The following is a 19,144-nucleotide window of genomic DNA, read 5'->3' as shown; positions in this document are numbered from 1 at the left end:
CCTGGCCCGGCAGATCGAGCAGCTCCAGGCGCTTTCCGCTGCTCAGCGCGGGAGGGGTGCCCCCGAGAAACCGGGAGGCACCCCTCTCACCATGCGGTCGTGCGTCAGTCGCAGTCGCGCACCTTGATGGTGTAGATACCGCGACCGTGGGTGGCCGCGTACAGGGTGCTGCCGTCGGGGCCCAGCTTCAGCTGGAGGACGGCGACGGCCGGGAGGTTTCCGACGCGCTGCCACTTGGTGTGGCCCGGGGCGCGGTAGACGACGCCCAGGTCGGTCGCGACGGCGAGGCCGCCGTTGGGCGTGACGATCGCGGAGTTGGTCGGCACGTCGGGCAGGTTCGCGGAGATGTCCTTCCAGGTGGTGCCGCCGTCGGCGGACTCGAAGACATGGCCGACGCCGGCGCCGGGGCCCTCCGTCCAGTGCCGGGAGAAGCCGTTGACGGCCAGGAAGACGTGGTCGGCGTTCTTCGGGTCGACGGCGAAGCCGCTGAGGTAGCGGTTCGGTACGGTCCCGTCGACGGGCAGGGTGATGTCGTGCCAGCCGGTGCCGTCCGCGTTGCCGACGGAGATGCCGCGGGCGAAGCCCTGGTTGTTGCACGGCCCGCACCAGGCCGCGTACACCTTGCCGCCCGATGCCGCCACGGCGGTCGCGGTGCGGCCGGCGCCGAGGTCGTACAGGCTCGTCCACTCCTTGCCGCTGCGGATGCCGTAGCCGTGGGTCTGCACCCACACATGGCGTCCGCCCGCGATCCATGTCGAGGAGCTCTTCAGGTCGGTCGCGAGCGGGGCGATGAAGCGGGCCTCGTTGGTGGCGTTGTCGGCCGGGGCGACGTTGTACGAGGTGGCCTTGCTCGCGTCGGTGGTCCAACTGCCGTCGTTGACCGCGCAGTTCTGGGTCACCTGGATCGCGAGGTAGACGTACTCCTCGGCGATGTTGCAGCCGTTGGCGGGGTCGGTGAGCGTGTCGCCGCCGTCGCCGCCGAAGTTGGAGCCCATCACCTTGTCGTTGCTGCGCAGGACGGACTGGCCGTTGTCCTGCAGGCCGCCGGTGACGGAGACACCGCCGTGGTCGAGGTCCTTGCCGATGCCCACCGAGTAGTACTGGAGGGTGTCGATGGTGCCGTCGTTGAGGGAGGTCCAGTCGGTGGCGTGACCGGAGGCGTCCTGGGCGCCGGAGACCGGGCGCTTGTAGACGCCGCCGTCGTTGCCCACGTACACGAAGCTCTTGCCGTGGTAGCTGCCGATCGCGACGCCGTGCTGGTCGGAGTGGGTGGTCTGGTTGCAGTCACCGGTCTGCTTGGCCGGGTCGACGGACCAGCAGGAGAAGGTGAAGTTCCAGTACGGGCCCACGGTCGACCAGGTGGTGCCGCCGTCCTTGGTCTCGTAGACCTCCTCCAGGCCCGCATAGACGTGCTTGGGGTCGCTCGGGTCCACGGTCAGGAACTGGTTGTACCAGGCCTGTACGCCGGGCATGTAGCCGCTGGTGGTCAGCGCGGAGCCGTCGGCGGCCAGACCCTTGTAGTCGGCGATCTTCGTCCAGGGGCCGAACGGCGAGGCGGAGCTGTAGATGCCCTCGAGTCCGCTGTCAGGGTTGGTGTTCAGCTGCTCCGGCGACTGGTCGATGGCGTAGTAGCGCGAGCCGTCGGCGGAGCGGGCGAAGGTGACGTTGCCGACGTTGTCCGCGTCGGTCGGCAGGTCGCCGAAGCCGCTGGTGATCCGCGTCCAGGCGCCGCTCGAGTCCTTGGTGTAGAAGCCGTTGTAGTCGTCACCGCTGCGCCAGCCGACCGCCAGGATCACCTTGGAGGGATCCTTGGGGTCGATCGCGATGTCGTTGGCGATGTTCTTGTACGCGGCCGAGTCGTCCGTCGCCTTCGAACCGCCCGGCAGATAGTCGGGGTTGGGCGCGAACTCCAGCTTCCAGGCGCCCTTGAGCGTCTTCGTGGAGTGACTCCACACGCCCTCGCTGGTCGCCGCCCACACCTTGCCGCCGCCGAAGCGCAGTTCGTGGATGGTGGTGGACTCCAGCTCGTCGCCGCCGACCCGGCTGCGGGCGGAGAAGGTGCCGTGGTGCGGGTGGGACAGGACGTAGACGCCGCTGCCGAGATACGCGTCCGCGTTGGTGGTCGCCTCGCCGGTGCCCAGCCACAGTCGTCCGCCGCCGTCCAGCGCGAGCGCGCCGGTGGACTGCGAGGGCAGTCTGTCGCTGATGGGCTTCCAGTGCCCACCGCCGCGCTTGGACCGCCATACGCCGCCGCCCGCACTGCCGGCGTACACGTACCCGTCGTCGTCTGCGGCGATCGCGGCCATACGGCCGGTGACATTGCCCGAGCCGCCACTGGAGTTGGAGTCGATGTCGCGGTAGCGGGAGTCGTCGGAGTTGTACGGCAGGTCGGTGATGTCGCGCCAACTGCCGCCGCTGCTCGGCAGGTTGGTCAGGCTCGTCCAGGCGGCGCCGTACGCGCCGGGGGCGACGATGCCGGGTGAGGTGCGGGCCTCGGCGTACTGGTCCGCGCCCTCGGCTATCTCGTCCGCCTCATTGCCGTCGTCGCCGTCCTCGCCCTTCAGCCGCGGGCTCATGGTGCCGACCGACTGCGTCCGCTCGGCGGCGAGTTGAGAAAGGTTGCGGGCTCCGAAGGGAGTCTTCGTCCTGCCGGACGCGGCGCCTGCGGGTATCGCCACGAGTGCGGCGGACGCGGTGATGGCACAGATCGTGAACCATCGTCTCTTACGGGTTGGTGCGGACACCAGATCCTCCCAAACGGGTGGTCGTACAGCCGTCGCAGGAGACCCGATCATGAGCGGTGATAGACGTCCGCTTTTTGGACAAGCCTTGACCAGAACCTGTCACCTACAGGCCGTTCAGGGGGCCTGCCGCCCTTTCCGCAGGAAGCTCCGCAGTCGGCGCTCCGGCCAGGTGTTGACCACGTCCTCCCGGGTGAGCCGGCCGCGCTGGGCGGTGCCGATGCCGTAGCGCATGTTGGCCAGGTGGGGGACGGCGTGGGCGTCGCTGTCGACGGCGAACTTCACGCCGTGCCGCGCGGCCCGCAGGATGTCCTCGTCACGCAGGTCGAGGCGGTCCGGGTGGGCGTTGACCTCCAGGGCCGTGCCGGTGCGGGCGCAGGCGGCGAAGATCGCGTCGAGGTCGGCGTCGATGCCGGGCCGCTTGCCGATGATGCGGGTGGTGGGGTGGCCGATGATGTTGACGTACGGGTTCTCGCAGGCCCTTACGATCCGCCGGGTCAGGGCCTCGCGCCCCTGGTTGAAGTGCGAGTGCACGGAGGCCACGCAGAGGTCGAAGCCGGCGAGGAATTCCTCGGGCCAGTCCACCTCGCCGTCCGGGCCGATGTTCAGCTCGACGCCGTGCAGCAGCCGCAGACCGCCGCGCCTGCCCCGGGTGGCGTACGTCCCGTCGAGCTCGCGCACGCGTTCGCGCTGGGCCAGGATCCGCTCGTCGGTCATGCGCTGCATGGCCATGTCCGGGCCGTGGTCGGTGATCGCGTAGTAGGCCCAGCCCCGCGCGGCTGCGGCCTGCGCCATCTCCTCCAGCGGGGCCAGGCCGTCGGTGAGGTCGGTGTGCGAGTGCAGATCGCCGTGCAGGTCCGCCTCCGTCACCAGGTCGGGCAGTTCGCCGTGCAGCCCGGCCTCGATCTCCCCGCGGTCCTCGCGCAGCGCCGGCGGGATCCAGGGCAGCCCGAGCCGGGCGTACACCTCCTCCTCGGTCTCGGAGACGATCTTCTTGCCGCTCTCGACGTCGAAGAGCCCGTACTCGGAGAGCTTCAGCTTCTGGTGCACGGCCAGTTCGCGGGTACGGATGTTGTGCGCCTTGGAGCCGGTGAAGTACTGCAGTGCCGCACCCCAGGAGTCCGGCGGTACGACCCGCAGATCGACGTTGAGGCCTTTGCTGGTGCGCACGGACGTCTTCTTCTCGCCCGTGCCGATCACCTCGGTGACGTACGGCAGCTCGGTGAACGCCCGCATGATCGGGGCCGGTTTCGTGGCCGCGGCGAGGATGTCGATGTCGCCGATCGTCTCGCGCATCCGCCGCAGCGACCCCGCGTAGGCACAGCGGAGGCAGCCCGGCACGGCGGACAGCTCGGCGACGATGTCGTCGGCGAGGCCCATGGCCAGGTCGATGTGGACGCGTCCCCCGGAGGACTGCAGGAGCGAGATGCCGTGGAGGATGTTCTCCTCCGTTTTCGGCCCGAAGCCCTTCAGGTCGCGCAGCCGCTCCTCGTGGATGGCGTCGGCGAGTTCGTCGACCGAGGAGATGCCCAGCTCCTCGTAGACCGTCAGGGCCTTCTTCGGGCCGAGCGTGGGGATGGCGGTCAGCCGCCGGACCCCGGCGGGGATCTTCGCGCGCAGTTCCTCGACGGCCGAGACGCTTCCGTTGTCGAAGTACTCCAGCACCTTCTGCGCGATCGACTTCCCGACGTTCGGGATCTGCTGCAGGCCCTTGAGGTCGAGCGTGGCGACGTCGCCGTGGTGGCCGCCGACCGACCGGGCAGCCTTCTCGTAGACGCGTGCCTTGAACGCGTCTCCTCCGGTGATCGAGATCAGGTCCGCGTACTCCTGCAGCAGCGCGGCGACCTCGTCGTTGGACCGGGCCACACCTTCAGGGTAGGCATGCCGCGACGGACGTGCCGTCCTCCCCCGTAGAGCAGATGACAGGAGCTCTCAGGGAGGGGACCGCAAGGTGACAGGGCGCAGGGCCAGACGAGTCAGGGGTACGGCAGTGGCAGCGGCGGCGATGGCGGCGCTGACCGCGTCGCAGGCGCCGGGGGCGACCCCGGCAGGGGCACAGGCGCCGGTGGCGCAGCCCGCGGAGCACGGGCCGAGCGTGTCCGGCGACGCCCCGTACCGCACGGAGCTGCCCCCGCTCGCGCGGAAGCACAAGGGCCACGAGGGCGGGGCACCGGCGGTCGCGGGCGGCGCGGTGCCCGCGACGGTCTTCGCCGCGTACCGCCGGGCCGAGGCGGAGCTCGCGCGTACCGCGCCCGGCTGCGGGCTGCGCTGGCAGCTGCTGGCCGCGATCGGGCAGGTGGAGTCGGGGCAGGCGGACGGCGGCCGGGTGAGAGCGGACGGCACGACCGTGACGCCGATCCTGGGTCCGCGTCTGGACGGGGGTGCCTTCGCCGTCGTACCGGACACGGACGGTGGCGCGTACGACGGGGACACGGTGTACGACCGTGCGGTGGGCCCGATGCAGTTCATTCCGTCCACCTGGGCCCGCTGGGGAGCGGACGGAAACGGCGACGGGCGGGCCGACCCGGGCAACGTCTTCGACGCGGCGCTCGCTGCCGGGCGGTATCTGTGCGCGGCCGGAGGGGATCTGTCCGAGCCCGCGGGACTGGACCGGGCGATCCTCGGCTACAACCACTCGGAGGCCTATCTGCGCACGGTGAGGGCTTGGTACGCGTACTTCCTGGAGGGGCACACGGTGGTGCCGGACGGCTCCGCGGGTCCGTCGGTACGGTCCTCGGCGCGTCCCGAACCCTCGCACCCCGCGAAACCCGCCCCGGCCCCGAAACCGACCCGGGAGCCGTCCCGTCGGCCGAGCACCACCCCGTCCGCGCCCGCCTCCCCGACCCCCTCCAACTCCCGTCCGGTAACCGGCACTTCACCCGAGCCCATCGCCCCGATGCCCACCCCGTCCATCGCCCTGCCGACCGAGAACGTGCTGCCCAGCGGCCTCCCGCTGACCAGTGGCTGACCAGTAACGGCGCGGACTCGATGACCGCTCCCCCCTCCACAACCGCCGCTACCGGGCGGTAATGTCGCCCTCCGCCGGGCTGGGACGAGACCGGTGGGTGAGCGCAAAGGGGCCCTCATGGCGACGGAGATGCCTGCGGAGGCAAGAGCTGCCGACGAACGTTGGCGCCGCATGTGGAGCCACCGTGAGCAGTTGCTCAGGGTGGCCCGGCGCAGGTCGATGAGCCAGGAGGACGCCGAGGACGCGGTGCACGAGGCCATGCTGCGCGCGGCCGAGCGGCCGGACCTGGACGACGAGCGGCTCGGGGCGTGGCTGACGACGGTGACCATGCGGTTGTGCGTGGACCGGTACCGGCAGGTCAACCGGGAGGCCGAGGTCCGCACCAGCCCGACGCTGATCGCGCCCGGACCGGTGCCGGTGGAGGAGGCCGTGTGCGACCGGGCGGAGGCCAGGTGGCTGGCGGTGCGCAGCGGTGAGCTGCCTGCGCGGCAGGCGGAGGCGCTGCGGCTGAAGTCCGAGGACCTGGACGTGAGCCAGGTCGCCGTGCGGATGGGGCTGAGCTACCGGACCGTCGAGTCGCTGCTGGCCCGGGCCCGGCGGACGTTGCGCGCCTCGCTCGCCGGGACGCTCGGGTTCGTGCTGTTCCTGTTCGGGCGGGGGCGGCTGCGGGCGGGCGGCAAGGCGCAGGCGGTGGCGGCCGCGTCGACGGCGGCCACGCTGGCGGTGGCGGGTTTCGTCCTGCCGTACGCCCTGGACGGCGGCCGCCCGGCCACGACCAGCCCGCCTGCCACGTCCCCCGCCCCCGGGAAGGCCGCCGAAACGGTACGCCCCGAAAACGCCGGCCGCACGCCCGCCGCGAACGCCCGCGAACTGTCGACCACGTCGGCACCGTCGACCGGCACCCACGACCGCTCTCTGCTCCCCCTGTCGGTACCGCCGCTCCCGAAGGCGTCACTGTCACCGGTCCCGGCCGTCCCCGAGGTCCCCGGCGTCCCGGCCCTGCCGAGCGCACCCGACCTCTCCCCCCTGCCGGACGTCCCCACCCCGACTGCGGCCCTGCCCAGCCTCCCCTCAACTCCCGCCGCCCCGTCCCTACCGGTCTCGGTCCCCACACCGACGCCGCCCGACCTGCCGTAACGCCCCCACTCCTCCGGAGTCCCCCGCACCTCCGCAACAGACCGCAGCAACCCCGCTCGATGCCGCGCCCTGCCAGGGGGCCTGGCTGCGACCGGCCCGAGCCATCCCTGCGTTCGGGGTGCGTCGAACCTGCCGAGTGCGCCCGGCCCGGCCCGCCTGTCAGCACCACCCCTGCCGGGCCCCGGGCCGTTACGCACATCCGGCGTACCGAACCAGCCGACCGCACCCGCCCGCCAGCCCTGCCGGACGCCCCCTCTGAAAAAAATCCTCCTCCCCCGCGACGGACCCCCCGCCCCTCCCCGTAGAGCAGATGTCGGAGCTGCTCCACGGGCCGAGAGGTGGACCGGATGGGTGTCGAGATCTGTGTGGAAGGGCTGACCAAGTCCTTCGGTCACCAGGTCATCTGGCAGGACGTCTCGCTGACGCTGCCCGCCGGGGAGGTGTCCGTCATGCTCGGTCCCTCCGGCACCGGCAAGTCGGTGTTCCTCAAGACGCTCGTCGGGCTGCTGAAGCCGGACCGGGGCAGCGTGAAGATCGCGGGTCGGGACATCACACGGCTGCGCGAGCACGAGCTGTACGAGGTGCGGAAGCTGTTCGGTGTGCTGTTCCAGGACGGCGCACTGTTCGGCTCGATGAACCTCTACGACAACATCGCGTTCCCGCTGCGCGAGCACACCCGTAAGTCCGAGAGCGAGATCCGGCGCATCGTGCTGGAGAAGATGGACATGGTCGGGCTCATCGGAGCGGAGCCGAAGCTGCCCGGGGAGATATCCGGGGGCATGCGCAAGCGGGCGGGGCTGGCGCGGGCACTGGTCCTCGACCCCGAGATCATTCTTTTCGACGAGCCCGACTCCGGGCTCGACCCTGTCCGCGTCGCCTATCTCAACCAGCTCATCGTCGACCTCAACGCCCAGATCGACGCGACCTTCCTGATCGTCACGCACGACATCGCCTCCGCCCGCCAGGTACCGGACAACATCGGGCTGCTGTTCCGCCGCGAGCTGGTCATGTTCGGGCCGCGGGAGGAGCTGCTGACCAGTGACGAGCCGGTCGTCAGGCAGTTCCTGAACGGGCGGATGCAGGGTCCCATCGGCATGGCGGAGGAGAAGGACGCGGCCCAGGTCGAACAGGAGCTGGCGCAACTGGGTGACCCCACACAGACACCCGGCAGCCAGGCTCTGACTCCCCGCCTGCTGCCGGGGCCCGCCATCACCCGGCCACCACGCTGGGAGGCGATCGCCCGGCGGGAGGCGGAGCTCAGGCGCCGTAAGGCGGTGGCGGACGTATGAGACTGTCGCCGACCGGAGCGCTGCGGCAGTCGGGGAACCTGTTCGCGATGGCGCTGGACGTCGTCCGGACGATGCCCCGACGGCCGTTCCAGGCAAGGGAGTTCATCCAGCAGGCCTGGTTCGTCGCCAGTGTGACCATCCTGCCGACGGCACTTGTGTCGATCCCCTTCGGGGCGGTCATCGCGCTGCAGATCGGCAGCCTCACCCGGCAGCTCGGCGCCCAGTCCTTCTCCGGGGCCGCCTCCGTTCTGGCGGTGCTGCGCGAGGCCTCGCCGATCGTGACCGCTCTGCTGATCGCGGGCGCCGGCGGCACCGCCATCTGCGCGGACCTCGGGGCCCGGAAGATCCGCGACGAGATCGACGCCATGCAGGTCCTCGGCATCGATCCCATCCATCGGCTGGTCGTGCCACGGGTGCTGGCCTCGATGGTGGTGGCGGTGCTGCTCAACGGGCTGGTGTCGGTGGTCGGCGTCGCCGGCGGCTACTTCTTCAACGTCGTCCTGCAGAACGGCACCCCGGGCGCCTACCTCGCCTCCTTCACCACCCTCGCCCAGCTCTCCGACCTGTGGGCGGCCGAGATCAAGGCGCTGGTCTTCGGGGCGATCGCGGCGATCGTCGCCTCGTACAAGGGACTGACCGCGAAGGGCGGTCCGAAGGGTGTGGGCGACGCCGTGAACCAGTCGGTGGTGATCACCTTCATGTTGCTGTTCGTGACGAACTTCGTGATGACCGCGGTGTATTTCCAGGTCGTCCCGCAGAGGGGCTGAGGCACAGACATGGCAGTCTTGAGGAGCCTGGAGGAGCTCGGCCGTCAACTCTCCTTCTACGGGCGGTCGTTGGCGTGGACGGGCCGTACCGTGCGCCGGTACAAGAAGGAGATCCTGCGGCTGCTCGCCGAGGTGAGCTTCGGCCGTGGTGCCCTCGCCGTCGTGGGCGGCACGGTGGGTGTGATCGCCTTCCTGTCCTTCTTCACCGGCACCGAGGTGGGGCTCCAGGGGTACGCGGCGCTCAACCAGCTCGGCACCTCCAACTTCGTGGCGTTCCTCTCGGCGTACTTCAACACGCGGGAGATCGCCCCGCTGGTCGCCGGACTCGCGCTGTCCGCGACCGTCGGCGCCGGCTTCACCGCCCAGCTCGGCGCGATGCGGATCAGCGAGGAGACCGACGCCCTGGAGGTCATGGGCGTGCCCTCGCTGCCGTTCCTGGTGACCACACGGATGATCGCCGGGTTCGTCGCCGTGATCCCGCTGTACGTGATCGGGCTGCTGTCCTCCTACCTCGCCGCGCGCACCATCACCACCGGCTACTACGGGCAGTCGGCGGGCACCTACGACCACTACTTCCAGCAGTACCTGCCGCCGGTCGACGTGCTGTGGTCCTTCGGGAAGGTGCTGGTCTTCGCCGTCCTGATCATCCTCGTGCACTGCTTCTACGGCTACTACGCCAGCGGCGGCCCGGCGGGTGTCGGCGTCGCGGTGGGGCGTGCCGTGCGGACCTCGATCGTGGCGATCAACGTCCTCGACTTCTTCCTTTCGTTGGCCATCTGGGGCGCCAACACGACCGTGCGGATTGCGGGGTGAACCGTATGAGGGTGTGGAGACTGCGGTTGTACGGCGTGGTGTTCCTCGCCGTACTCGCCCTGCTGCTGTCGTTGTCCGTCGCCGTGTACCGGCAGGCGTTCACCCCGGCCGTGCGGATCAGGCTGGAGGCCGACCGCCTGGGCAACCAGCTCGACCCGCGCGCCGACGTCAAACTGCGCGGCCTGCTGGTCGGCGAAGTGCGCTCGGTGCATGCCGACGGGCGGAGGGCGACGCTCGACATCGCGCTGAAGCCGGAGTACGCCGCCGACATCCCGTCGGACGTGCGGGCCCGGCTGCTGCCCAAGACGCTGTTCGGCGAGAAGTACGTCGACCTGGTCGCGCCCGCCCGTTCCTCGGCCCGGCCCATCCGCGCCGGTGACGTCATCACCCAGGACCGCACCCGCGTCGGCATCGAACTGCAGCAGGTGATGAACGACCTGCTGCCGCTGCTGCGGACCGTGCAGCCCGGCAAGCTCAACGCCACGCTCTCCGCGTTCGCCACCGCCCTCGAAGGCCGCGGCGACCGGATCGGCGACAACCTCACGCGCGTGGAGGACTATCTGCACCGCCTCAATCCTCATCTGCCGTCCCTCACCGAGGACTTCGCCCGGCTGGCCGAGGTCGCCCAGGTGTACGGCGACGCGGCGCCGGACCTGATGGAGATCCTGCGCAACACCGTGACCACCAGCCGCACGCTGGTCGCGGAGCGGGACCGGCTCGCGACTGCCCTCACCACGACAGCCGGCGCCGCCGGCACCGCTCAGGACTTCCTCGACGCGAACGGCGACCGGTTGATCACTCTGGGGCGGGTCTCCCGCCCGACCCTCGAACTCTTCGCCCGCTACTCCCCCGAGTACCCGTGCCTCTTCGCGGGCCTGGTCCACGAGGAGCAGGCCTCCGAGCAGGCGTTCCGGGGCGGCAAGATGCACATCACGCTCGAGGTCGTACGGCAGCAGGGGGCGTACCGGCCCGGCGAGGAGCCTCGGTACGCGGACCGGTCCGGGCCGAACTGCCGGGATCTGCCGCACCCTTCGGTGCCCGCACCGGGGTTCCACCTCAACGACGGCTCCCGGAGGGGCAGTTCGTCCGGTCCGCTCGGTGTCTCCGCCACCCGGGCCGAACAGCGGGCCGTCGGCTCGCTCGTGTCGCCCGTGCTGGGGGTGCCCGCCGACGAAGTGCCGCCGGTCGCGACGCTGCTGTTCGGGCCGATGGCCCGCGGGACGGCGGTGAGCGTCGTATGAGGACCTCGGCAGCGCGGCAGACCGCCGCTCCCCTCATCAAGTTCAGCCTCTTCGCACTGGTGACGATCGTGGCGACGGCCCTGCTCGCCGCCACCATCGTGAACCTCTCGTTCACGCCCGACCGCACCTACCGTGCCGTCTTCAGCGATGTCACCGGCCTGGAGAAGGGCGACGACATCCGGGTCGCCGGAGTGCGGGTCGGCCAGGTCCAGGGCATCCGGATCAAGGACCGTACGCTGGCGGAGATCACCTTCACCGTCGGTGCCCACCGGCCGCTGCTCACCAGCACCCATGCCGTCATCCGCTACCGCAACCTGGTCGGGCAGCGGTACGTCGCCCTCACCGAGGGTGCGGGCGACGGCACCCCGCTGAAGCCGGGCGGCACGATCCCGCTGAAGCGGACACAGCCCGCGCTGGACCTGAACGCGCTGCTGAACGGCTTCAAGCCGCTGTTCGCCGCGCTCAGCCCGTCGGACGTCAACCAGCTCGCCACCGAGATCATCAAGACGCTGCAGGGCGAGGGCGGCACGGTCAACAGCCTGCTGGCACACACGGCTTCCCTCACCACGACCCTGGCCGGCCGGGACAAGCTGATCGGGTCGGTGATCGACAACCTCAACACCGTGCTGAAGACGCTCGACAAGCGCGGCACGCGCTTCTCCGAACTGCTCCAGCAGCTGCGGCGGGTGATCTCCGGTCTGTCCGCCGACCGGGGGCCCATCGGCCAGTCGCTGGCGAACATCGGCGATCTGACGGACGCCACCTCGGGGCTGCTGAAGGACGCGCGGCCGCCGCTGAAGGACGACATCGCCCGGCTGACGGATCTCACCGGCACGCTGAACGACAACGAGAAGACCGTGGAGGGCGTCCTGCAGCGGCTGCCGAACAAGCTCAACGCACTGACGGGGACCGCGTCCTACGGCTCCTGGTTCAACTTCTACCTCTGCGACTTCGACGGCCGGATCGTGCTGCCGAAGACGAAGCAGGCGCTCACCCCCGACCTGCACGTGGCGAGGGCGAGGTGCGGCTCATGACCCGCAGGAACCGCCCGGAACCGCTGGTGAAGGTGCGTATCGACCCGCCGAAGCTACCGAGGCCACGGCTGCCCCGGCGTGCGCCCCGGCCGCGCAAGCCGGAACCGTTGATGAAGGTGCGCATCGAGCCGCCTCGCCTACGGCTCCGGAAACCACGGCCGCTGCCGCCCCGTGCGACGCCGCGCCCGCAGCCCATGATGAAGGTGCGCATCGACCCGCCCAAGCTGCCGCGCATACGGATACGGCGGCCACACCTGATCCCGTTCCGCGAACGAAACCCGGTCGTCATCGGAGCCGTCGGTCTCACCGTCCTCGCGCTGCTGACCGTGGCCGCGTTCAACGCCGACAGCCTGCCGTTCATCGGCGGCGGGAACACGTACAGCGCGGCCTTCTCGGAGGCGGGCGGGCTCAAGCCCGGTGACGAGGTGCGGATCGCCGGGGTGAAGGTCGGCAAGGTCGAGACCGTCGACCTGGACGGCGACCATGTCAAGGTCACCTTCAAGGTCAAGGGCGATCCGCGCTTCGGCACCGACACCGGCGCGTCGATCCGCATCAAGACGATCCTCGGCGCCAAGTACCTCGCGCTGCAGCCCCAGGGGCCGGGCCAGTTGCGGCCGGGCAGCGAGATCCCGCTCAGGCGCACCGTCCCGGCGTACGACGTCGTGCAGGCGTTCAGCGACCTGACCACCACCACGGAGAAGGTCGACACCGGGCGGCTGGCGAAGGCCCTGGACACCATCTCGACCACCTTCCAGGACTCGCCCGCCGAGGTGCGCGCGTCCATCAAGGGCCTGTCGGAGATCTCCCGCACGGTCGCCTCCCGCGACCAGGCCCTCGGTGAACTCCTCGACCACGCGAGGGGCACGACCGGCGTGCTCGCCGACCGCTCCAAGGACTTCACCGCCCTGGTCAAGGACGGCGACCAGCTGTTCAAGGAGATCAGCAGGCGGCGCGAGGCCATCCACAAGCTGCTGAAGACCTCCGCCGCGCTCGGCATCGAGCTCTCCGGCCTGGTCCAGGACAACGAGAAGGAGATCGGGCCCGCGCTGCAGGGCCTGAAGCGTGTGGTGCAGATGCTCGAACGCAACCAGGCAAGCCTCGACCGCAGCGTGCAGTTGCTCGCTCCGTATGTGCGGGTCTTCACCAACGCCCTGGGCAACGGCCGTTGGTTCGACTCCTACGTCCAGAACCTCGTCGCCGCTCCGGTGACGCCGCGGACGGGAGGCACCCCGTGAAGCGCCTGACGAGACGACTGGCGGTGCTGACCGCACTGGTCCTGGTCGCCGCCCTCACCTATGTGCTGTGGCCGCGGCCCGAGCCGGTGCAGGTCACCGCGTACTTCCCGCGGACCGTCGGCATCTACCCCGGCTCGGACGTCCGCGTCCTCGGCGTCCGCATCGGCGAGGTCAAGAAGATCACGCCCGAGGGAGAGCGGGTGCGGGTGGAGCTGGAGTACGACCACGGGCGCAAGGTCCCCGCCGGCGCCCGGGCCGCGATCATCAACTCCTCGGTGGTCAGCGACCGTTACGTGCAGCTCCTGCCGGTGTACCGGAAGGGCCCGGTCATGCACAGCGGTACCGTCATCCCCGAGAACCGCACCGCCGTACCCGTGGAACTGGACCGGATCTTCGACAGCCTGCACACCACGGCCGAGGCGCTGGGCCCCAAGGGCGCCAACAAGGACGGCTCCCTCTCCCGGCTGCTCGGGGTGAGCGCCGACAACCTCGACGGGCAGGGCGCGAACCTCAACCGGACCGTCCAGGACCTGTCGCAGGCCGTCACCACCCTGTCCGACGGCCGCAAGGACCTGTTCGGGACGGTGCGGAACCTCCAGGTGTTCACCGCCGCACTCGCGGCCGACGACAAGAGCGTGCGGTCCTTCAACACCAGTCTCGCCGACGTCGCGCAGCAGCTCTCGGGCGAGCGTCAGGACCTCGCGGACGCGCTGACGAACCTGGGGACAGCGCTCGGCGACGTGTCCGCGTTCGTGAAGAACAACAAGAAGTCGCTGACCACGGACGTGAAGGGGCTCAGCAAGGTGACCAAGGTGCTCGTCACCCAACGGGCCGCCCTGGACGAGCTGTTGCGGGTCGCGCCCACGGGCATGTCGAACCTCAACAACGCCTACAACCCGTCCTCCGGCACCCTCGACACCCGCAACAACGCCCAGCAGGCTCAGGACCCGGCCTCGCTGCTGTGCTCGATCCTGCGGACGACCGGCGACGAGGGCGGCAGGAACCCCGACTGCAAGGAGCTGAAGAAGCTCTTCGACTCGCTGCCCGAACTGCCCACGCAGGGCACCGCGGTGACGGGCACCGTCGACCGGACGCTCGGCGGGATCCTGGGGGCGAGCGCATGAGCGTACGACGCAAGGCCGGGACGCTCGCCTGGGCGGCGGTGGGGTCGCTGCTGCTGTCCGGCTGCGAGTTCAACGGCTGGTACGACGTCCCATTGCCAGGGGGTGCCGCCGACGACGGGCACGCCTACCACGTCACCGTCGACTTCCGTGACGTCCTCGACCTGGTGCCGCAGTCGGCGGTGAAGGTCGACGACGTCACCGTGGGCGCGGTGGAGAAGGTGGAGCTGGACGGCTGGCACGCGCGTGTACGGCTGCGGGTCGCCGACTCGGTGAAGCTGCCCGCGAACGCGGTCGCCGAGCTGCGGCAGACCAGTCTGCTCGGCGAGAAGTACGTGGCGCTCGCGGCCCCGGCCGGCACCGCCCCCGTGGGCCGGCTCCGCGACGGCGACCGCATCCCGCTCTCCCGCAGCGGCCGCAACCCGGAGGTCGAGGAGGTGCTGTCCGCACTGTCCGCCCTGCTCAACGGGGGTGGGGTCGCCCAGCTGAAGACGATCACCGTGGAGCTGAACAAGGCCCTGGACGGCCGGGAGAACCGGGTCAGGTCACTGCTGAAGGAGCTGAACACGTTCGTCGGCGGACTGGACAAGCAGAAGGCGGACATCGTCCGCGCGATCAAGGCCGTCGACCGGCTCGCGGGGCGGCTCGGCAAGGAGAAGAAGACCATCGCCGAGGCCGTCGACACGATGCCGCCCGCCCTGAAGGTCCTGGCCGACCAGCGGCGCAACCTGACGAAGATGCTCACCTCCCTGTCGAAGCTCGGCAAGGCGGGCACCAAGGTGGTCGATGCCTCGCACGACGACACGGTCGCGAACCTCAAAAAGCTCCGGCCGATCCTGCAACAGCTGAACAAGTCGGGCAACGACCTGCCCAACTCCCTTGAGCTGCTGACCACTTACCCGTTCCCGCGCAATGCCGTGGACGCCGTCAAGGGCGACTACGTCAACCTGCACATCACCGCGGATCTCGATCTGGCGGACCTGTACGGGAATGTGGCGGACGGCAACTCCGGCCACGGCAACGGCAGTTCGCCGACACCCGGCAGCTCGGCCCCGCCGGGCCTCCCGGATGTGCCGAGCGTCCCGACGCCGGCCCCGCTGCCGAGCACACCGAGCCTGCCGTCGTCGCCCTCCGTGCCGTCGTCACCCTCGGGCGGCGGCGGGCCGCTGTGTCCGCCGGTGTGCACGAGCAGCTACACCACCGGAGCGAAGCCGCCCGAGGGCATCGACCTCGCGCTCGCCGAGCTGATGCTGAAGGGGGTCCAGCCGTGATCACTCGTACGGTCAAGGCCCAGCTGGTGGCCTTCGCAGCCGTCACCGCGGTCGGGGTGTCCTACGTCGGCGCCGAGTACACCGGCCTGGTGGACGACGTCCTGGGCCGCGGCTACACCGTGCGGGCCGACTTCGCCGACTCCGGGGGCATCTTCCCCGGCGCGGAGGTCACCTACCGCGGGGTGCCCGTGGGCAAGGTCGGCGCGCTGCGGCTGAGCGGCGCCGACGGCGTCTCGGTCGCCCTCGACATCAAGGACGGGGCGCCGCGCATCCCGGCGGACACCCTGGCCGTGGTGGCGGACCGGTCGGCGGTGGGCGAGCAGTACGTCGATCTGCAGCCGCGCACCTCCCACGGCCCGTATCTCCTCGACGGCAGCGCCATCCCGCGCGGCAGCACCCGCGTGCCGCTGCCCACCACCGACCTGGTCCTCAGCCTGGACCGGCTGGTGAACTCGGTCGGCAAGAACGACCTGCGGGTCACCGTCGACGAGCTGGGCAAGGCCTTCGACGGCACCGGCCCCGACCTGAGCCGCCTGGTGGACTCGGGCAACGCGCTCGTGGAGTCGGCGTCCCAGTCCCTGCCCGAGACGATCTCGCTGATCGAGAACTCGCGTAAGGTCCTGAAGACGCAGGCCGACCAGGGCTCGTCCATCAAGTCGTTCGCGCACGATCTGGCGGCGCTCAGCGCGCAGTTGAAATCGAGCGACGGGGACCTGCGCAAGGTGATCGGCAACGCGACACCGGCCGCCCAGCAGGTCGACTCGCTGCTGAAGTCGACCGGCCCCGGGCTGTCGGTCCTACTGGCCAACCTGATCAGCGGCGGCCGGGTCACGCTGGCGCACCTGCCCGGCGTGGAGCAGGCCCTCGTCACCTTCCCGGCGCTGGTCGCGGGCAGCTACACGGTCGTCCCGGGCGACGGGACCACCCACTTCGGGCTGGTGGTGAACGCGGGCGACCCGCCGCCGTGCACCAAGGGATACGGCACCACCTGGCGGGACCCCTCGGACACCAGTACCCGTGCGGCCGACACCGACGCGCACTGCGCCGCCCCGCGCGGCGGCAAGACGTCGGTGCGGGGCGCACAGAACGCCCCCGGCGCGTCGTCCGGCGGCGCGAACCAGGCGGCGTACATCACGCCGTACGACCCGGACACCGGCACCGCGACCGGTCCGGACGGAAGGCCCGTCGAGATCGGCTCGACGGGCGGCCAGCAGACGGTGTTCGGAAAGGAGTCGTGGCAATGGCTGCTCGTCGGCCCGATGGCATGAACAGGGTCCTCGCGGTGGGGCTGGTCGTGGCGACCGTCCTCACCGCCGCGGTCGCGGGATGGCTGGGCTTCGCCCTGCACGACCGGCACGAGACGGAACAGCGGCGCCAGGACATCCTGGCCGCGGCCCGTCAGTCCGCGCTGAACTTCACCTCGCTCGACTACCGGCACTACGACCGGGACAGCGCGAACGTCCTCAAGGGCGCCACCGGTGACTTCAAGAAGCAGTTCACCGCGCAGACGGCACAGCTGACCAAGCTCGTCGCCGAGAACAAATCGGTGTCCGAGGGGCAGGTCCTGGATGCCGGCATCGTCCGCTCCGACGCACACTCGGGCCGCGTCCTGGTGGTCGCCGACAGCAAGGTCACCAACACCGCCGCGCCCCAGGGGGAGGCGCGCACCTACCGGCTGCAGCTCGACCTGGTGTACCGGGGCGGGCGCTGGCTGACGTCCGACGTCGAGTTCGTGGGCTGACGGGCCCCAGTGAGGAGTACGACCATGGCGAACCCGACCACCCGGAGCCGCACGATGAGCGCGGCCGCCCGTGCGGCGGCCAAGCGCGCCAAGCGGGTGGAGTACCTGAAGCGGCCCGAGCCGCCGGCCCCGGACAGCTGGGAAGACCCGCCGGCGCCCTCGCCGGAGACTCTGGAACAGGACCCGGACACCTTGGCGGAGCCGGAGGGCAGCGCGCCTGCGCCCCGGTCCGGGCGGAGGCTGCTCACCGTGGTCCTCGGCGTCCTGCTGGTCGCGGCTCTGGTCGCCGCCTCGTTGCTCGGCCGGCAGTACGCGCAGGGACAGCATGCGGAGAGCGCGCGGTCGCAGGCGCTCGCGGCCGCGAAGAAGGCGGCGCCGGTCGTGCTGTCGTACGACTACCGGCATCTGGATCAGGACTTCGCCCGGGCCCGCACGCTGCTGAACGGGCACTTCAAGGACCAGTACGGCAAGACCACTAGGACGGTGGTCGGGCCGACGGCGAAGAAGTACCACGGGGTGGTGAAGGCGACCGTTCCCGCGGCCTCCGTCGCCTCTGCGTCACCGGACAAGGTCACCGTCCTGCTCTTCGTCAACCAGGTCACGCAGAGCACCCAGGTCTCGGGCTCCCGGCTGGATCTGAACCGGGTGCGGATGACGATGAGCCGTACCTCCGAGGGCTGGAAGGTGAGCGCCGTCGACGCCCTGTGATCAGCCGCTTCACCGTGCCCCCGCGCATTCCGCGCGGGGGCACTTTTTTGTCGGCCCTTCGGCGGGCGCTCTTGACAGTCCTCCCTGTCCACAGGCAGTCTTCCATTAAGCAGAAATCAACTTCCGCTATACGGAATAGCCGAGCAGCCACAGTCGCCACGGAAGGGAGCGCCGACCCCATGGGATTTGCAGAGCAGCGCTTCAACGTCAACCTGTCGATCCTCTTCACGGAACTCCCGCTTCTGGAGCGCCCCGCGGCCGCCGCCGCCGCCGGCTTCACGGCGGTCGAGCTGTGGTGGCCCTGGGTCGACTCCCCCACCCCCGAGCTGTCCGAGCTCGACGCCCTGAAGAAGGCGATCGAGGACGCGGGCGTCCAGCTCACGGGCCTGAACTTCTACGCCGGACAGCTCCCCGGCCCCGACCGCGGCGCCCTGTCGATCCCGGGTGAGGAGTCGGAGAAGTTCCGCGCCAACATCGAGGTGGCCGCGGGCTTCGCCCAGTCGCTCGGCACCAAGGCACTCAACGCGTTGTACGGCAACCGCGTCGAGGGCGTGGACCCGGCCGAACAGGACGCGCTGGCCCTGGAGAACCTGGTCCTCGCGGCCCGTGCCGCCGACCGCATCGGCGCGGTCCTGCTGATCGAGACGCTCAACCAGCCCGAGTCGCCGCTCTACCCGCTGGTGTCCGCTCCGGCCGGCATCGGCATCGTCGACAAGGTCAACGCTGCGACGGGGCTCGGCAACGCCAAGTTCCTCATGGACCTGTACCACCTGTCCATGAACGGCGAGGACCTCCCGTCGGTGATCGAGCAGTACGCGGCACAGACGGGTCACGTGCAGATCGCGGACAACCCGGGCCGCGGGGCGCCGGGAACGGGCTCGCTCCCGCTGGAGGAACTCCTCGACCAGCTGAAGAAGTCCGGTTACGAGGGGTGGGTCGGGCTGGAGTACAAGCCGGGCGACCGGCCCAGTGCGGAGGCCTTCGGCTGGCTGCCGGTGGAGCACCGCGCCGCCCGCTGACTTGCCGTCGTCTGGGGGCTGCCGCCCCCAGACCCCCGCTTTTCGGCCTGAACGGCCTC

Annotated in this window: 16 protein-coding genes; 14 read left to right on the top strand and 2 right to left on the bottom strand. The window is 70.4% G+C overall.

Going from position 1 to position 19,144, the window contains the following annotated elements; all coding sequences use genetic code 11:
• Window positions 1–104: 104 nt before the first annotated feature.
• Both IH68_RS0128500 and polX read right to left on the bottom strand, forming a co-directional pair.
• Window positions 105–2,744, bottom strand: coding sequence for a hypothetical protein (locus IH68_RS0128500; protein ID WP_030940510.1), 2,640 nt, complete (start codon window positions 2,742–2,744; stop codon window positions 105–107).
• A gap of 114 nt (window positions 2,745–2,858) precedes the next feature.
• Complete coding sequence (gene polX, locus IH68_RS0128495; RefSeq protein WP_030940507.1) at window positions 2,859–4,607, bottom strand: DNA polymerase/3'-5' exonuclease PolX; 1,749 nt, start codon at window positions 4,605–4,607, stop codon at window positions 2,859–2,861.
• Window positions 4,608–4,731: 124 nt separating this feature from the next.
• Here polX and IH68_RS50270 point away from each other — a divergent pair, with 124 nt between their 5' ends.
• The 14 genes from IH68_RS50270 (at window position 4,732) to IH68_RS0128425 (ending at window position 19,085) form a co-directional block, all read left to right on the top strand.
• Window positions 4,732–5,709 (top strand): lytic transglycosylase domain-containing protein, encoded by a 978-nt coding sequence (locus IH68_RS50270; protein WP_234341631.1) that lies wholly within the window; start codon window positions 4,732–4,734, stop codon window positions 5,707–5,709.
• A 117-nt stretch (window positions 5,710–5,826) separates the two neighbouring features.
• Window positions 5,827–6,846, top strand: coding sequence for an RNA polymerase sigma factor (locus IH68_RS0128485; protein WP_030940505.1), 1,020 nt, complete (start codon window positions 5,827–5,829; stop codon window positions 6,844–6,846).
• 347 nt (window positions 6,847–7,193) lie between these two features.
• Window positions 7,194–8,135 carry an ABC transporter ATP-binding protein gene (locus IH68_RS0128480; RefSeq protein ID WP_030940502.1) on the top strand — a complete coding sequence of 314 codons (942 nt, stop codon included), beginning with the start codon at window positions 7,194–7,196 and terminating at the stop codon, window positions 8,133–8,135.
• A complete protein-coding gene (locus IH68_RS0128475; protein ID WP_030940500.1) occupies window positions 8,132–8,902 on the top strand; it encodes an MlaE family ABC transporter permease in 771 nt (256 codons plus the stop codon). The genes IH68_RS0128480 and IH68_RS0128475 overlap by 4 nt, the downstream gene beginning before the upstream one ends.
• A 9-nt stretch (window positions 8,903–8,911) precedes the next feature.
• Window positions 8,912–9,715, top strand: coding sequence for an MlaE family ABC transporter permease (locus IH68_RS0128470; RefSeq protein ID WP_030940498.1), 804 nt, complete (start codon window positions 8,912–8,914; stop codon window positions 9,713–9,715).
• 5 nt (window positions 9,716–9,720) lie between these two features.
• Window positions 9,721–10,956, top strand: coding sequence for an MCE family protein (locus tag IH68_RS0128465; RefSeq protein WP_030940496.1), 1,236 nt, complete (start codon window positions 9,721–9,723; stop codon window positions 10,954–10,956).
• A complete protein-coding gene (locus IH68_RS0128460; protein ID WP_030940494.1) occupies window positions 10,953–11,990 on the top strand; it encodes an MCE family protein in 1,038 nt (345 codons plus the stop codon). Before IH68_RS0128465 ends, IH68_RS0128460 begins: the two co-directional genes overlap by 4 nt.
• A 254-nt stretch (window positions 11,991–12,244) precedes the next feature.
• Window positions 12,245–13,225 carry an MCE family protein gene (locus tag IH68_RS0128455; protein WP_030940492.1) on the top strand — a complete coding sequence of 327 codons (981 nt, stop codon included), beginning with the start codon at window positions 12,245–12,247 and terminating at the stop codon, window positions 13,223–13,225.
• Complete coding sequence (locus IH68_RS0128450; protein ID WP_234341629.1) at window positions 13,222–14,349, top strand: MCE family protein; 1,128 nt, start codon at window positions 13,222–13,224, stop codon at window positions 14,347–14,349. The genes IH68_RS0128455 and IH68_RS0128450 overlap by 4 nt, the downstream gene beginning before the upstream one ends.
• Entirely contained in the window at window positions 14,346–15,617 is a 1,272-nt protein-coding gene (locus IH68_RS0128445; protein WP_030940488.1) for an MCE family protein, read from the top strand. Before IH68_RS0128450 ends, IH68_RS0128445 begins: the two co-directional genes overlap by 4 nt.
• Entirely contained in the window at window positions 15,614–16,885 is a 1,272-nt protein-coding gene (locus IH68_RS0128440; protein ID WP_030940485.1) for an MCE family protein, read from the top strand. The genes IH68_RS0128445 and IH68_RS0128440 overlap by 4 nt, the downstream gene beginning before the upstream one ends.
• Window positions 16,858–17,358, top strand: coding sequence for a hypothetical protein (locus tag IH68_RS0128435; RefSeq protein ID WP_051833767.1), 501 nt, complete (start codon window positions 16,858–16,860; stop codon window positions 17,356–17,358). The genes IH68_RS0128440 and IH68_RS0128435 overlap by 28 nt, the downstream gene beginning before the upstream one ends.
• Before the next feature lie 24 nt (window positions 17,359–17,382).
• Window positions 17,383–18,066, top strand: a complete 684-nt coding sequence (locus IH68_RS0128430; RefSeq protein ID WP_030940480.1) for a hypothetical protein — start codon at window positions 17,383–17,385, stop codon at window positions 18,064–18,066.
• 179 nt (window positions 18,067–18,245) lie between these two features.
• Window positions 18,246–19,085, top strand: coding sequence for a TIM barrel protein (locus IH68_RS0128425; protein WP_030940478.1), 840 nt, complete (start codon window positions 18,246–18,248; stop codon window positions 19,083–19,085).
• The last annotated feature ends 59 nt before the right edge of the window (window positions 19,086–19,144 follow it).

This window comes from Streptomyces sp. NRRL S-646 (assembly GCF_000720765.1).
Taxonomy (GTDB): Bacteria; Actinomycetota; Actinomycetes; order Streptomycetales; family Streptomycetaceae; genus Streptomyces.
This window is presented reverse-complemented; position numbering and strand designations above follow the sequence as displayed.

What these genes read in the sequence shown, in the direction of transcription:
- IH68_RS0128485 (WP_030940505.1), top strand. Translation starts at nt 5,827, where the DNA reads ATGGCGACGGAGATGCCTGCGGAGGCAAGAGCTGCCGACGAACGTTGG.
- IH68_RS0128480 (WP_030940502.1), top strand. Translation starts at nt 7,194, where the DNA reads ATGGGTGTCGAGATCTGTGTGGAAGGGCTGACCAAGTCCTTCGGTCAC.
- IH68_RS0128475 (WP_030940500.1), top strand. Translation starts at nt 8,132, where the DNA reads ATGAGACTGTCGCCGACCGGAGCGCTGCGGCAGTCGGGGAACCTGTTC.
- IH68_RS0128470 (WP_030940498.1), top strand. Translation starts at nt 8,912, where the DNA reads ATGGCAGTCTTGAGGAGCCTGGAGGAGCTCGGCCGTCAACTCTCCTTC.
- IH68_RS0128465 (WP_030940496.1), top strand. Translation starts at nt 9,721, where the DNA reads ATGAGGGTGTGGAGACTGCGGTTGTACGGCGTGGTGTTCCTCGCCGTA.
- IH68_RS0128460 (WP_030940494.1), top strand. Translation starts at nt 10,953, where the DNA reads ATGAGGACCTCGGCAGCGCGGCAGACCGCCGCTCCCCTCATCAAGTTC.
- IH68_RS0128445 (WP_030940488.1), top strand. Translation starts at nt 14,346, where the DNA reads ATGAGCGTACGACGCAAGGCCGGGACGCTCGCCTGGGCGGCGGTGGGG.
- IH68_RS0128435 (WP_051833767.1), top strand. Translation starts at nt 16,858, where the DNA reads ATGGCTGCTCGTCGGCCCGATGGCATGAACAGGGTCCTCGCGGTGGGG.
- IH68_RS0128430 (WP_030940480.1), top strand. Translation starts at nt 17,383, where the DNA reads ATGGCGAACCCGACCACCCGGAGCCGCACGATGAGCGCGGCCGCCCGT.
- IH68_RS0128425 (WP_030940478.1), top strand. Translation starts at nt 18,246, where the DNA reads ATGGGATTTGCAGAGCAGCGCTTCAACGTCAACCTGTCGATCCTCTTC.